Here is a 14266-nt window from a genome sequence, read left to right on the forward strand (position 1 = left end):
CAGGCGCCGGCGGAGAGGCCCGACGTCACCTTTCGGCCGGTGCGGGCCGAGCCCGCGCCCGGTACGCGGTCGCTGCCCTGGCCTTCGAGGATGGCCTCGGCGGCGCAAGCGCAGGTGCCGCAGCAGCTGGCGACGCCCAACTCCTCACGCAACGCGTCCAGGGAGTCGGCGCCCGCGGCAGCGGCTTCGCGAATCTCGCGATCAGTAACGCCATTGCAGATGCAGATGTACATGGCGCTATCAAAACTTAAATGCGAATCATTGTCAATGACGTTCCCGACAATCCTCAGCATTTGACGCCCCCCTAAAGCTCCCGGCCCGCAGGCCGACATAAGGGGCATAGGTTCACCCGACTCTCGGAGATCGTCCGTGCTCCCATCGGATCTCACGTCCAAGCTCGAAGGCGTTCGCGATCTGCCTTCACCGCCCAAGCTAGCCCAGGAACTCATTGAATTGGCTGAGGATCCTGAGGTAACCCTCGCTGCTATCGGCGGCGTGATCGAGAAGGACCCGGCGCTCGCCTCGAAACTCCTGCGGGTGGCCAACTCCTCGCTCTACTCGCGCGGCCGCGCCCGCGAGACGGTGCGCCAGGCGATCCTGGCCCTGGGCCTCAACGGCACCATGACCCTCGCGCTCAGCTTCTCCCTCGTCTCCAGCATTCGCGACACGCAGACCACGGGTATCAATCTCAAGCGTTACTGGCGCCGCAGCCTGATGGCCGCCAACGGCGCCCGCGCCCTCGCCGAGGCGGCAGGCCTCACCTGCTACGAGCAGGTGTTCCTAGCCTCTATCCTGCAGGACATCGGCGTGCTCGTCCTCGATCGCGCCATGCCCTCGCTCTACGACGGCGCCCCGGACGTGCTCACGGACCACGCCGGCCTGATCGTGCACGAGCAGGGAGCGCTCAACGCCAACCACGCTCAGGTGGGGGAATGGCTGCTGGATCGCTGGCGCCTCGCCCATCCGATCTGCCACGCCGTGGGCACCAGCCACGGTGCCGGCGCGATCGATCCCGAATACGAGTTTGCCGGCCTGTCTCGATGCGTCGCGCTCTCCGGTGATCTCGCCGACGTGTGGTTCCTGGAAGAGCCCCACGCGGCGATGAGCTCCCTCGCCATCGCCGCCGAGCAGCTGCTGGACATCGGCACGGCCGACCTATTGGATATCTTCGTCGAGCTACGCGATCAGCTGCCCGAGACGGAAGCGATCTTCGAGATGGATATCCTCGATCCGTCCGAGGCCGAGCGGATCACGGCTAAGGCAGGGGAGCTCCTGTCAGCAAACAGCAGCGCCGGCGAGCGACCCGCGCTGGTCTGGACGGCGAACCAAATGCACGAGCGCCTCGCGCGCGAGTTTCCCGTGGCCAAACGGGAACGTTGGCCCTTGAGCGTGGCCACGATATTCCTCGGTGAAGGGGTGGACGGCGCGGCCACGGCGGTCGCCGCCAAACGCGCGCAGGCAGAGCTACCGGATACGGCCGCGCTGGCCGTGATGGACGACGCCCGGTTGCTGGCGATGTTCTCAGGCGTGCCCGCGGGCGAAGCCGAACGCGCGACCCGCGCCCTGTTCGGCCCCCTCACCTGGGGCGAGACGGCGGAACCCGCCCTCGACCGCAACGCCCTGCGCGTGGGCCTGGCGACGCTCGGCGATGAGCGCGATTACGCTGACGCGGGCAACCTCGTGCGAGCGGCCACCGCCGCCCTGCACCGGGCCATCCGGGGCCCCGCCGGCGGCGTCGTTCAGCACGCGGGCGACGAAGACGACGTGATCGCCCTCGACGCGCAGAACCCCACCATCAACGACTTCATGGCCGCTCGAGCGCACTGAAGTAATCCCGCCCCTGGCGCATCATGGCGACGAAGTCCCCTTCGTCGCCGCCGCGCACCGCGCAGGTCAGCCGCCCGAGCGCCCCTTCGAGGGCGGCCAGGGCCTGCTCGTTGTAGTCGTTCAGCGATTGAATCTCGAAGTACATGTGCGGGTTGTCCTGGGCCACCCGCGCCGACACCCCGAGCTGTGCATCGAAGGTGCTGCTCGACATCTCCTGCAGCCTCGGCACGTTCTCGTGTGATTCGGCCAGGGCCGCGATGAACACGATGTTCAGGGCGTGCGACAGGCCGAGCACGAAGGCGATCAGGCGATCGTGATCATCCAGGCTCATCTCCACCTGGCGGGCCATAGTGGAGTCGAAGAGTTCGCGCGCGGCACGGGTGGCCTCGGCAACCCCCGTATCGACGAAGATGACGTGCCGCCCCGACAGGAGCTGCGCGTCGGGGCCGAACATCGGGTGGATCGACGCTACGCGCACGCCTGCGCTGGCCGCGCGCTGCAGGCCCTCGCGCAGGGGTGCCTTGAGCGAGCCGATGTCGAGCACCAGGCCCGGCGGTGGTGACTGTGCCATCGCCAGCAACACCTCGTTCGCCACCTGCATGGGCGTGGCGATGACCACCACATCGTGGTCCAGGGTCAGCTCCCGCCAGTCGGCACGCCAGGGGTAGCCCGGCACCTCGCCCGTCGGGTCGGCGATCTCCACATCGAAGGCCTGGGAGCCGAGGAACTCGGCGAACCAGCGGCCCATCTTGCCCGCACCACCTATCACCAGCGCCCGGCGGCCGCCGCCGCGCCCCTCGCGGGTCAGGCGATACGCTTCCTGGGAGGTGAGTGACGCTTCGATGAGCTCACGCACCAGGCGCTCCGCCAAGCCGGGCGACACGCCGAGCTCGCGCGCCCGCTGGCGGGCCCCCTCGAGCACCGTCTTCTCACGGGCGAAATCGCGCGTCGCGCGGCCTTCGCGTCGTTTCACCTCGGCGATCCGTTGCGACAGTTGGTCGCGCTCGGCGACCAGGCTCAGCAGCTCTTGGTCTATCTGCGTGAGGCGCTCGCGCAGCTGGTCCAGTTCCACGTCTTCAGATTCCTCGATGCCGGCGAGCGCCGGGTTACTATGCTGGTTAGACAGTGACGTCCTTGCCGGTGCGTTCATCAAACAAACCGGGACAGGACGGTAGTCTAGCGTTACCGGCCCTCGGGGCCGCACCCGGAGCGCCCCTTAGTGAATGTCGACGGCAATCCCTATCGCACGATCTGGCTGGCAGCCGATGCCGATGCGGTGAACATCATCGACCAACGCTGGCTGCCCCACCGCTTCGAGGTGGTACAGCTTCGGCGCTACCAGGACGGGGTGGAGGCCATCGCGGACATGCTCGTGCGCGGCGCGCCCCTGATCGGCGCCACCGCAGCGTGGAGCCTGTACCTGGCCGCCCTCGAGGCCGACCGCGACAACTTAGGTCCTTCGCACCTCGCGCAGGCGGCGGCGGAACTGCGCGCCGCGCGCCCGACCGCCGTCAACCTGGCCTGGGCCATCGATCGCATGCTCGCGAGCGTGGCCGATTGCCAGGATCTCGAGCAGCAAGTGGCCCGCCTGCGCACTGCCGCCGAGACCCTCTGCGAGGAGGACGTGCAGACCAATCGCAGCATCGGCGAACACGGCCTGGCGCTCATCCGCCGCCAGCAGGACCAGCGCCATGGCGAACCCGTGAACATCCTCACCCACTGCAACGCCGGCTGGCTCGCCACGGTGGACTGGGGCACGGCCACGGCACCGATCTACCTGGCGCACCAGGAGGGCATCCCCGTCCACGTGTGGGTAGACGAGACGCGGCCGCGCAACCAGGGCGCGCAGCTCACCGCTTGGGAACTCGCCCAGGCGGGCATTGCGCACACGGTGATCGTGGACAACGCCGGCGGACACCTCATGCAGCACGGCCTCGTGGACATGTGCATCGTCGGCACCGACCGGGTGACCTGCACGGGCGATGTCTGCAACAAGATCGGCACCTACCTGAAGGCCCTGGCCGCCTTCGACAACGACATCCCCTTCTACGTCGCCCTCCCCTCATCCACCATCGACTGGACCTTGAGCGATGGATTACGTGAGGTACCTATCGAAGAGCGCGACAGCACGGAGGTGAGCGAAGTGTACGGCCAGACGGCCGGCGGCAAGACCCAACGGGTGCGTATCACCCCCGCCGCGAGCGACTGCGCGAACCCGGCCTTCGACGTCACCCCCGCCCGCCTGGTCAGCGCGCTGATCACCGAGCGCGGCGTGGTGGACGCGAGCGAACAGGCCCTGCGCGCCCGTTTCAAACGGGTGCACTGATGAGCATCGATGAGGGGGTCATCAAGTTCCGCTCGGATCTCGAGCGAGCCCCGCCCCCGGCGGAGGACAGCACGCTGCTGGGGCTCAACGCCTGGCGCTCACGGCTGTTCGACGCGCGCCTCATCGGCGAGTACGTCGACGCGGGCGTCGGCTACGGCAACGTCAGTGCCAAGCTTGCGAACGGCCACGTCTTGATGACGGGCACGCAAACCGGTCACCTGCCCCGGCTCAAGCCGTCGAACTACACGGAGGTGATCGCCTACGACCTGCAGGCGAATCGTGTGCGCGCTCGCGGCCCCGTCGAGCCCTCCTCGGAGACCCTGGCGCACATGGCGCTCTACGCGGCGATCCCCAGTTGCGGCGCCGTCTTCCACGTCCACGATGCCCAGGCCTGGCAACGTTACCGCGACGACTGGCCCACCACCGGCACGGACGTCGCCTACGGCACGCCCGCCATGGCTGGGGAGCTCGGTCGCCTCTACCGTGAGACGCGCTTCGCTGAGGATCGCATCGCCATCATGGGCGGGCATGAAGACGGCATCATCGCCTGGGGTCGCACCCTGGACGAGGCGGGCGAGGTACTCCTGCGTCGCCTGCGGGAATATCGTTAGGTGAGGCGCCCGTGGAGCTACTCGAAGGCACCAGCGGCTACAGCTACAAGGAGTGGGTAGGCACCTTCTACCCCGAGAAGACCAAACCCGCCGCAATGCTCGAGTGCTACGCCCAGGCGCTGCCGGCGGTGGAGATCAACAACACCTTCTATCGCTTACCTAAGAAAGACGTACTCACCCGCTGGGCGGCGCAGGTGCCCGAGCACTTTCGATTCTTCATCAAGGCGTCGCGACGGATCACGCACCTGAAGCGTCTTGTAGAGGCGGAGGAAGAGACCCGCTACTTGCTGGACACCACGTCGGTGCTCGAGCAGCGCTTGGGGGGCATCCTGTTCCAGCTGCCACCGTTTCTGCGCCTGGACCTGGAGCGCTTGCAGGCCTTTCAGGCGTTGCTGCCGGCGGACCTGAACGTGACCTTCGAGTTTCGCCACCCCTCGTGGCAGTGCGAGGAGACGGTCGAGGCGCTGGCGCAGGCTGGCCACGCCTTGTGCGTGAGCCACACGGCGCCAGACCCGGAGGCAGAGGAAGACACAGCCCAGGCGGCGCCCGAGGATCTGCTCGTCGCCACGGCCAGGCACGCTTATCTGCGCCTGCGGGCGGTGTCCTACACCGACCAGGAACTCACGCAGTGGCTGGCGCGTCTGCGCGCCCTCGACATCGCGCGGGCGTACGTCTTCTTCAAGCACGAAGATGAGGCCACCGGGCCCGCCCTGGCCAAACGCCTGCGCGCGCTGCACGAGGGGCAGGCGTAAGGCTCCCCCTTCGCGGGCTGGCGCACGCTTTGCCCACCGCGGGGAACGGCAGCCGCTATCCGCCGTCTTATAATGGCGAAATACACCTGAGCAACCAGTGCGGTGAATGCCCCCGTGACCAAAAAGCTGATTACCTGGCCGATGCTGCGAACCGTAGGCCTCTACATGGGTGCCTGTTGGGTCGCCGTCGAATTCGCCGACTGGCTCGTGGGGCGCTACAACTTACCGGACCGCGTGGTCGACCTGACCCTCATCGGCCTGCTGTCCTTCACGCCCACCGTCGCCCTGCTGGCGCGCAACCACGGCGAACCGGGACACCAGGAGTGGACCCTCACGGAGAAGCTGGCGATCCCCGCCAACGGCCTGCTCAGCATCGCCCTGATCGGCACACTGTTCTTCGGGCAGCCCTTCAACGGGGCGCAAGAAGCACCCACCCAAGTGTTCGAGACGCGCACGGTGACCGACCCGAGCGGCGAGACCATGACTCGCCCCGTCGTCTCCCAAGCCTTGAGCCAGGGGATCACCCTGTTCTTCTTCGACAACGACACGGGCGATGAGCGCCTCGACTGGATGCAGTACGGCGCCACCATCGCCCTCTACGCCGACCTCACGCAGCACCCCTACGTCAAAGCCTGGACGCCCTTCGTCGGCATGGAGGCCTACGGGATGTTCCAGCTGCGCAAGGCCGGCTTCGACGATGGTCTGGACGTGCCTGTCGCCCTCAAGCGCACGATCGCGGACAAGGGCTTGATGGAGTATTTCGTCGGCGGGCGCCTGGAGCCCAACGAGGCGGGCGACTCGACCGACCTGGTGGCACTGCTCTACGACACCGCCTCCTCGCGAGTCGTGCGCGAGATGCGCCAGGACATCGGCGCCGACGGTGCGGGTCTCTTCGCCGCCATCGATGCCGTGACCGCACAGATGTTCTCGTCCCTCAACTTGCCGGAGGGTGAGGAGGTCTTCGTCGACCTGCCCACCGCCGACCGCCTGACCAATTCCTTAAGCGCCTTCGAAAAGCACACCAACGGCGTGACCGCGCAGATGCTCGACAGCGATCGCGACCGCGCCCTCGCCCTGTGGCAGCAGGCGGTACTGGAGGACCCGTCCTTCGCCGTCTCTCACCTGACCATGGGCCGTACGCTGTTCGAGAGCGGCATGATGCTCGACGGCGGCATGGCGATGCAGACCGCCCTGCGCCACGACTACAAGCTGAACGATCGCGAGCGCTTCGTCGCCAAGGGCATGAACTACGTGTTCCGCGGCGATCGAGACAAGGAGCTGGCCACCTACGAGACCTGGACCGAGCTGCACCCGAACGATCCCGTGGCCTACATGTACCTGGGATCCGCCTACCTCTACGGGCAGAACGATCCGACCAACGCGCTGCAGTCCTACGAGAGCGCGATCGATCTGGATCCGCGGGAAACCTGGTTGCTGGCCAAGATCGCCTACCTGCACGAGCTCGGGGGAAATCGCGAGGCCGCGATCGAGTACTACACGCGCTACGCCGAGGTCGCCCCCGATGACCCGGGCCCGCTCAACAGCTTGGGCAACCTGCACCGCCGCGAGGGCGATCTGGCCCGCGCGCGGGCCTTCTTCGAACGCGCGGTGATCGTGGCCCGCGGCATGGTCGACCCCACCCTCAACCTGGCCGAACTCGACCTGCGTGAGGGCCGCTACGACGCCGCCCTGGCGCGCCTCGACGAGGCGGCGCAGATCGCCGCCACGCCACGCCAGCACGCCGCCGTCCTGCGCCAGCGCATCGCCTACCTCAGCCAGCGCGGTCAGGAGGACGCCGTGCTCGCCGCGCTGCCCGAGCTCGCCGAGCAGGCCACCCAGTTCATGGCCCCCATCGACGTGATCATGGGCGTGTGGGTGGAGTACGTGGACCACTACGTGATGGCGGGCCAAGTCGAGGAGGCGGTGGAGATGCTGCGCGGGCACGAAGCGCAGCTGCAACCGCCCCTGAACACCCTGCTGGACGTGGGCTACCTGAAGGTGGCTGTGGCCATGGGGGATCCCCAAGCGGCAACGATCCACGGCGAAGCGGCGGGCGAGCTGCTCGACACCCTCGGGATCGACCACATGAAGGCCTACGTCGGCTACTACTCGGGGCGCGTGCTCGCCTTGCGCGGCGAGCCTGACGAAGCCATCGCCGAACTGGAGCAGGCACGGGCCACGTACCTGGCCTCGATTCAGCGCATCCAGGACGAGAGTCTGGAGTTCGAGATCGCCACCCAGCTCGCCGACTTCTACATGGCGCAGGGACGCCTGGCCGATGCGCGCAGCAACTTCGAGTTCGTGCTAGCCCGCTACCCGGCCAACGTCGAAGCCAACCTCGGCATGGCCAAGCTGCTCCAGCGCGAGGGCGAAGACGCCGCCGCGGCACCGTATCTAGCCGCCGTGAACACCGCCCTGGCGGAAGCCGATACGGACCACCCGCTGCTGCTCGCCACCCGCACCGTCGAGGCGAGCCTGGACATCTGACCCACAGCCCACGAGCATGGGCTGACACACGCTTAGCTGCTCACGGAAACGATCGCTCATGGCCTCACTCGCCCAAGATTACGCTGCCCACGTGGAGACGATGGCATCGCGCTACGAGGAGGCCCTCAAGGCGGCCAACCTCGACCGCGTGGTGGTCTTCGCCGGCGTCGAGCGCATGCTGCCCTTCGACGACTCGGCCTACCCCTTCCGGGCCACCGCACACTTCCGCTCCTGGGTGCCGATGAACGCCCCGGGGCACGCGATCGTGTTCCTGCGTGGCGAGCGGCCGCGCCTGTTCTGCCACCAACCCGGTGACTTCTGGCACGCCGCCCCCGAACCCCCGGCACCGATGGTGCAAGCGGCCTTCGACGTGATCGTGGCCGACGATGTGAACGACATCGTGCGCCAGCTCGGCGACGGCGGCAGCTGCGCCTGGCTCGGCGAGGCCGACCAGGTGCCGCCCGCCTGCACCCACGCCACCCTGAATCCGCCCGAGCTCGTGCGCCGCCTGAACTTCGCCCGCTCGGTCAAGACGGACTACGAACTCGCCTGCCTGCGCCAAGCGAATGTACTAGGTGCACGAGCGCACCAAGCCGCCGCCGCCGCCTTCGCGGCCGGCGCCACCGAGTACCAGATCCACCAGCACTACCTGCGGGCGATCGACGCCACGGACGCGGACCTGCCCTACCCGAGCATCGTCTGCCTGAACGAAAACGCGGCGATCCTTCATTACCAGAAGCGCGAACGCCAGGCGCCGGCCGAACACCGCACCTTCCTGATCGATGCCGGCGCCATGGCCGATGGCTACGCCAGCGACATCACCCGCACCCACACCACGGACGCCGAGGGCGGCCCCTTCGCCAGCCTCCTGGCGGCCATGGAACGCCTGCAACAGATGATCTGCGCCGAGGTGAAAGCCGGGCTCGATTACGTCGACTTGCAGCTGCTTTGCCACGAGAAGCTGGCCCGCGTGCTGGATGAGGCTGATTTGATCCACGGCATCACCCACGAAGGAGCCGTCGAGGCCGGCATCACGCGCGCCTTCTTCCCCCATGGGTTGGGCCATTACCTCGGCCTCCAGGTGCACGATGTGGGTGGCTTCCAACCCAAGCCCGAGGGTGGGCGCGTCGACCCGCCTCAGGAGCATCCCTTCCTGCGCCTCACGCGCAAGCTGCGCGAGCGCGAGGTGGTGACGATCGAGCCGGGGCTCTACTTCATCCCCTCCCTGCTCGCGTCCTTGCGCGCCGGCGATACGAGCCAGCACGTGAACTGGGGGCTCGTCGAGCAGCTAACGCCCTTCGGCGGCATTCGTATCGAGGATGACGTGGTGGCCCTGCATGGCGGCCACGAGAATCTCACCCGCACGGCCTTCGCCACCCTCGCGGGGAACTAGCAGCCTGTCCGGCTAGGACAGGCCACTAGCTCGACGACAAGCTCCTGCTAAAGTGCGAGTGAGCCACTTTCAAATTCGCACGAACCCCGCAGACCAAGCCGGGACCGCAGGACACGACCGATGAGCACGGACTACTCCCCGGAAGGCCTACTCGCGTTCCTGAAGGAAGCGGCGATGGCCGGGCGCATGAACCCGGCCACGGCCCGCAGTCGCCTCCAAGCTGCCCAACGCCTGTTCGCTCAACTCACCACCGTGGAGCGGGCAGACCTGCGCCAGCTCGACGTGAGCACGCTCGTGACCCGCTGTCAGAAGGTGGACAGCACGATGCGGCCCGAGGTGTTGCGGGTCTACGAGAAGCGCATGCGCGATGCGCTCACCGACTACTTCCGCTTCGTGGAGAACCCCGATCAGTTCGTGGCGAGCGCCAGCGAGCGTCGCTCGGCGAGCGCGCGGCGCACCCGCACCCAGGAGGAGCAAGCCCTCGAACGGGCCAAGCTCAGCATCACCAACGCCCGGCCGGACGTCATCCCAGTGCCCCTTGGCGGCGACGAGGTGGTGTACATCCAGAACCTACCGACGGATCTCAGTGCGGCGCAGGCGCGCAAGATCATCCGCGTGATCGAAGCGTTCGTCGACGCCCCTGAGGAGGCCGAGGAATGAGCCGTTGGCTGCTCGCCCTGCCGCTGGCCATCTTCGGCGTGGGTGGCATCGGCCTCTACATCCTGTTCATCGGCCAGGCCGGCGGCGCCGCGGTGCATGAGAACCTGCTGCCGGAGCTCATCGGGTTCTGCCTCGAGGGCTTCTTCCTCGTGGGCCTGTTGACCTTCGTGCAACAGCTGCGCGAGATGGACCGCCGGCGTGAGCTATGGCTCAGCCTGCGCGGCGCCCTGCGCGACTTCCTATCGCACCTCGACCTCGCCTACCTGGACGCCGATGCGGAGCCCGCCACCACGCGAGACCTCGAGACCCAACCCAAGGTCGTGCTGCGCCTGATGGACTCGATGCAGAAGATGGACCTGGACACGGACACGCTGGTCGAACTCAAGCGCGCCGCCATCTCCACCCTGCCGATGGCCCAGGATCTGATCGACATCGCCGCGCAGCTGAGCACCGGGCACATGCGCTGGTGGATCGCCATCGTCGAGTCCATCAAGCACCTGTCGGAGGCCGACACGCGCGAGGAAGCGGAACGCCCCATCTACGCGATGCTCCAGCACCTATCAGAATTCGATGCCTTGAAGACCTAGACTGAGACCGCAGGACCGCCATGAACGCCCACGACATCCGCTGCAGCAACGACCTCAAGCTCTACCAACAGCTGCTCGAGCACCCCGACATCCAGCGGGTCAACACCCACCTGGCGCAGCGTGCCGAGGATCAAGGGTCGCTCAAGATCCGGCGCCACCTGCTGGCGACGTCCGTGCGCCTGAGCGAACGCATGGCGCCCCACGTGCACAAGATCGCTGAGCGCTGCATCGAGCGCCTCGGCATCGAGATACCCGTCGAGCTCTACGTCTTCGCGAGCCCCCAGTACAACGCGGCGTGCTTCAAGCCCGAGGACGGGCGCCTGTTCATCATGTTCGCCTCCAGCCTCCTGGAGCAGTTCGATGATGCGGAGCTCGGCTTCGTGATGGGCCACGAGCTCGGCCACCACCTCTACCGCCACCACGACATCCCCATCGGCTACGTGCTGCGCGGTCGCCAGAAGCCCGACGCTCGCCTGGCCCTGGAGCTCTTCGCCTGGTCTCGCTACGCCGAGATCTCCGCCGATCGCGCCGGCGCCCATTGCACGGAGAAGCTCCAGAGCGTGGCCAAGGCCCTGTTCAAACTCGCCTCAGGCCTCAGCGATCGCACCATCGCCTTCCAGCTCGACGACTTCCTGCGCCAGGTCGACGAGATGCAGGTGCACGACGGCGAACCGGGTCAGGGCGCGCCGAAGGAGGATTGGTTCTCCACCCACCCCTTCAGCCCCCTGCGCGTGAAGGCCCTGGCGCTCTTCTATCGCTCCGCCCTGGCGCGATCCGGTGGCACACCGAAGGATCAGCTGGAGGTGGCCGTGCAATCGATCATGAGCTTGATGGAGCCCTCCTACCTGGAAGGGCGCACCGCCGTCGCGGAGTCGATGCGCCGGGCCCTCTTCGCCGCCGCCCTGGCGGTGGCGAACGCCGATGGCGAGATCACCGAGGCGGAGACCGAGGTGTTCGAGAAGTTCTTCGGCGCGGGCAGCCTCAACGATCGCATCGATGTGGAGAAGACCGTCGCCGAGCTGGACGCGCGCCTGGACACGGTGCGCGAGCAGGCGAGCTCATCCCAGCGCACGCAGCTCCTGCGCGATCTGTGCCTGATCGCCGGCGCCGAGGACCACGTGGGCGAGCCGGAGCGGGCGGTCATGGACGAGGTGGCGGACAAGCTGGATCTGCCGCGCGGGCTGATCTGCCAGACCTTGGATCGCACGGTCGAACTGGACTGACCCGCGACGACACAGTCGAGCGCCGTCTGCCCGATAGCGATGTTTCACCTTACGCTGCTGCGCCGCTTCGCCATCAAGGACAAGTCGCTCGGCTTGACCGAGCCGTCGGGCCTGGCGCTGGCTTCAGGCGGTGACGGGCTGTGGACGGTCAGCGACGACACCAAGCGAATACTCCGGCTGGACCCCGAGGGTAAGCTCCTTCGTGACCACTCGTTCGAGGTACCCGTGAGTGGCCTCGAGGCGATCACCACCGGGGCCGACGGCAGCACGCTCTACGCGGTATGCGAGGACACCAACGAAGTCCTGTGCCTCGATCTGGCGTCCGAGAAGGTGACGCGACGACGGCGCCTGGCGGATATGGCGGGGTATGAGGCGATCGCTCACCTCTTCGCCGGCAGCGATGCGAACAAGGGGCTGGAGGGCCTCGCTTGGAACAATGACACCGCCAGGCTCTTCGCACTGAAGGAAGGCTCACCGGGCCTGCTGATCGAAATCAGCGCGGATCTCGCGGCGGTTTGCAGCCATACCAGCCTGGGTGAGACGAACGGGTTCGTCGACGATGACGTCGCCGGCGATCGTCTGGATTTCTCGGGTCTTTGCTACGACACCACGCGCAGAGCGTTCTGGATCGTGAGCGACCGTGCCCGTCGCGTCTTCCTCTACGATCCCGCCGCTGGGCGCGTCCTGCACAGCGCTCCCCTCGGGTACGCCAAGAACGGTCAGTACCGGCAGATATCGAAAGCGGAAGGGGTCGCCTACGATGCGCAACGCAAGCGCTTGTACGTCGTCTGCGACGAGGACGCACGACTCTACGTCTACGACGTTCGCCACTGAGCCTCGGTGAGCCGACCTGACGGATCGGCGAGCACCCCGAGTAGGACATCTCGATCGAGCTAACGAATACGATCGCTCTGCGGCAGCGCGAAGGTCAGAATGGCATCCCCCGTGGCAAAGCCGAACAGGGCGTTGCCGCCGGCCGCCACGGTCACGTACTGGCGGCCAGCCACGGAGTAGGTCACGGGCGGCGCATTGACGCCGTAGGGCGCCTGCCAGCGCCAGAGGCGATCGCCGCTGTCCGCATCGTAGGCGTTGAAGTGGCCGTCACCCTCACCGCAAAAGAGCAGCCCGCCCGCCGTGGCAAGCACGCCCCCCACGAGCGGCTCCGCCGTGCGCTGCTGCCAGCGCAGGCGGCCCGTGCGGGCGTCCAGAGCGGATAGCAGACCCCAGCGCTCCTCACCGCTCAACTCCATGTACGCGTAGCTGCGCCACGGGCCGTCCGAATCGTCGAGCGAACGCACGTAGTAGGTGGCGGGCTGATGGATGGCGGCGACGAAGAAGCTCGAACTCACGGGCGAGTAGGCCATCGGTGACCAGGATGCGCCGCCCAGGATTGCCGGCGCCACCTCAACGCCCTCGGCGGAGGGCGCGCGGAACAGGTTGCGCTGGGGCACGAAGGGCTCGGAGCGCTGGAGCAGCTCACCCGTGCGCCGGTCGTGCATGAACACCCATCCGGTCTTGCTGGCCTGAGCGACCACCTCGCGGACGGCGCCGTCGATGAAGACGCTGGCCAGCACCGGTGGGCTGGCCACGTCGTAGCCCCATACGTCGTGGGGCACCTGCTGGTAGGCCCAGGCCTCGCGACCGGTCTTCAGGTCGAGGGCGACCAGGCTCACCGTGTCGCGGTTGTCGCCCGGGCGGGACTCGCCGGCCATCTGCGGCGCGGGGTTGCCCGTACCGATGTAGAGCAAGCCAAGCTCCAGATCCACCGCGGGCGTGGTCCAGATCGACCCGCCGCCGAGGCGCCAGGATTCGGCAAACTCATCGGCGCGGGCGCGTTCGTCGGCGCCGTCTCGATCGGCGAGGTCCACGCCGTAGGCGGTCTGCTCGGCGTAGTCGCCCGCCCAGTCGGGCCCCTGCACGCTGTACCAACGCCAGCGTTCCTCGCCCGTCTGCGCGTCGTAGGCCACCAGAAAACCGCGCAGGCCGTTGAGACCGCCCGCCAGCCCCACCACCGAGAGGGCTTCACCCGCCTCGCGCTCGAGATCCAAGTGCAAGCCGTAGCCCGCACCGGTGATACCGACGAGCACCGTGTCGCCCACCACCTGCGGCGCCATGTTGGCGCTGTAGCCCGTGCCCCCGGTCACCGTCGCCCCGCTGAAGGTGCTGTCACCGATCAGCGGTGTTAGGGCCTCCCGTGCCTGGGCCTGCTCGTTGCGCGCTTCCGCGTCCACGATCGGCGCGCGCCAGGCGAGCTCACCGGTGGCCGTATCGAGGGCGACCAGCTGACCGTCCAGGGTGGCCATGTAGACGCGGTCGTCAGTGACGGCAACGCCGCGGTTGGCCGGCCCGCAGCAGAACTCCTTCGTGGTGAGTTCGTGCTCGTAGCGCCAACGGATCGCG

Annotated in this window: 13 protein-coding genes; 10 read left to right on the plus strand and 3 right to left on the minus strand. The window is 67.5% G+C overall.

Annotated features, from left to right (window positions below):
* The coding region (locus AAF184_21045; protein ID MEO0424836.1) for a (2Fe-2S)-binding protein at window positions 1-233 on the minus strand (233 nt) is incomplete at its 3' end.
* Between the two features lie 136 nt (window positions 234-369).
* On the opposite strand from AAF184_21045, the gene AAF184_21050 reads away from it, so the two are divergent.
* Window positions 370-1827, plus strand: coding sequence for an HDOD domain-containing protein (locus AAF184_21050; GenBank protein MEO0424837.1), 1458 nt, complete (start codon window positions 370-372; stop codon window positions 1825-1827).
* On the opposite strand, the gene AAF184_21055 is transcribed toward AAF184_21050, so the two are convergent.
* Window positions 1805-2899, minus strand: a complete 1095-nt coding sequence (locus AAF184_21055) for a prephenate dehydrogenase/arogenate dehydrogenase family protein (GenBank protein MEO0424838.1) — start codon at window positions 2897-2899, stop codon at window positions 1805-1807. The genes AAF184_21050 and AAF184_21055 overlap by 23 nt on opposite strands.
* A 147-nt stretch (window positions 2900-3046) precedes the next feature.
* On the opposite strand from AAF184_21055, the gene mtnA reads away from it, so the two are divergent.
* The 9 genes from mtnA to AAF184_21100 all read left to right on the plus strand — a co-directional run bounded on the left by mtnA (window position 3047) and on the right by AAF184_21100 (window position 12700).
* Window positions 3047-4153 carry an S-methyl-5-thioribose-1-phosphate isomerase gene (mtnA, locus tag AAF184_21060; protein MEO0424839.1) on the plus strand — a complete coding sequence of 369 codons (1107 nt, stop codon included), beginning with the start codon at window positions 3047-3049 and terminating at the stop codon, window positions 4151-4153.
* On the plus strand, window positions 4153-4764 hold the full coding sequence (locus AAF184_21065; protein MEO0424840.1) for a class II aldolase/adducin family protein: 612 nt from the start codon (window positions 4153-4155) through the stop codon (window positions 4762-4764). Before mtnA ends, AAF184_21065 begins: the two co-directional genes overlap by 1 nt.
* Before the next feature lie 11 nt (window positions 4765-4775).
* Window positions 4776-5516 carry a DUF72 domain-containing protein gene (locus AAF184_21070; GenBank protein MEO0424841.1) on the plus strand — a complete coding sequence of 247 codons (741 nt, stop codon included), beginning with the start codon at window positions 4776-4778 and terminating at the stop codon, window positions 5514-5516.
* Between the two features lie 141 nt (window positions 5517-5657).
* The gene (locus AAF184_21075; GenBank protein MEO0424842.1) at window positions 5658-8003 is read left to right on the plus strand and encodes a tetratricopeptide repeat protein; all 2346 of its coding nucleotides are present in this window, start codon (window positions 5658-5660) and stop codon (window positions 8001-8003) included.
* Between the two features lie 58 nt (window positions 8004-8061).
* A complete protein-coding gene (gene pepQ, locus AAF184_21080) occupies window positions 8062-9396 on the plus strand; it encodes a Xaa-Pro dipeptidase (protein MEO0424843.1) in 1335 nt (444 codons plus the stop codon).
* 120 nt (window positions 9397-9516) lie between these two features.
* Window positions 9517-10056 (plus strand): hypothetical protein, encoded by a 540-nt coding sequence (locus AAF184_21085; protein MEO0424844.1) that lies wholly within the window; start codon window positions 9517-9519, stop codon window positions 10054-10056.
* On the plus strand, window positions 10053-10643 hold the full coding sequence (locus AAF184_21090; protein MEO0424845.1) for a hypothetical protein: 591 nt from the start codon (window positions 10053-10055) through the stop codon (window positions 10641-10643). The genes AAF184_21085 and AAF184_21090 overlap by 4 nt, the downstream gene beginning before the upstream one ends.
* A gap of 20 nt (window positions 10644-10663) precedes the next feature.
* Complete coding sequence (locus AAF184_21095) at window positions 10664-11866, plus strand: M48 family metallopeptidase (protein MEO0424846.1); 1203 nt, start codon at window positions 10664-10666, stop codon at window positions 11864-11866.
* A gap of 39 nt (window positions 11867-11905) precedes the next feature.
* Entirely contained in the window at window positions 11906-12700 is a 795-nt protein-coding gene (locus tag AAF184_21100) for an SdiA-regulated domain-containing protein (protein MEO0424847.1), read from the plus strand.
* A gap of 59 nt (window positions 12701-12759) precedes the next feature.
* Here AAF184_21100 and AAF184_21105 read toward each other — a convergent pair.
* Window positions 12760-14266 (minus strand): PQQ-binding-like beta-propeller repeat protein (locus AAF184_21105; GenBank protein MEO0424848.1); only part of this gene is annotated, 1507 nt, incomplete at its 5' end.

The sequence above is a fragment of the Pseudomonadota bacterium genome (assembly GCA_039815145.1).
Lineage (GTDB): Bacteria > Pseudomonadota > Gammaproteobacteria > Steroidobacterales > JBCBZW01 > JBCBZW01.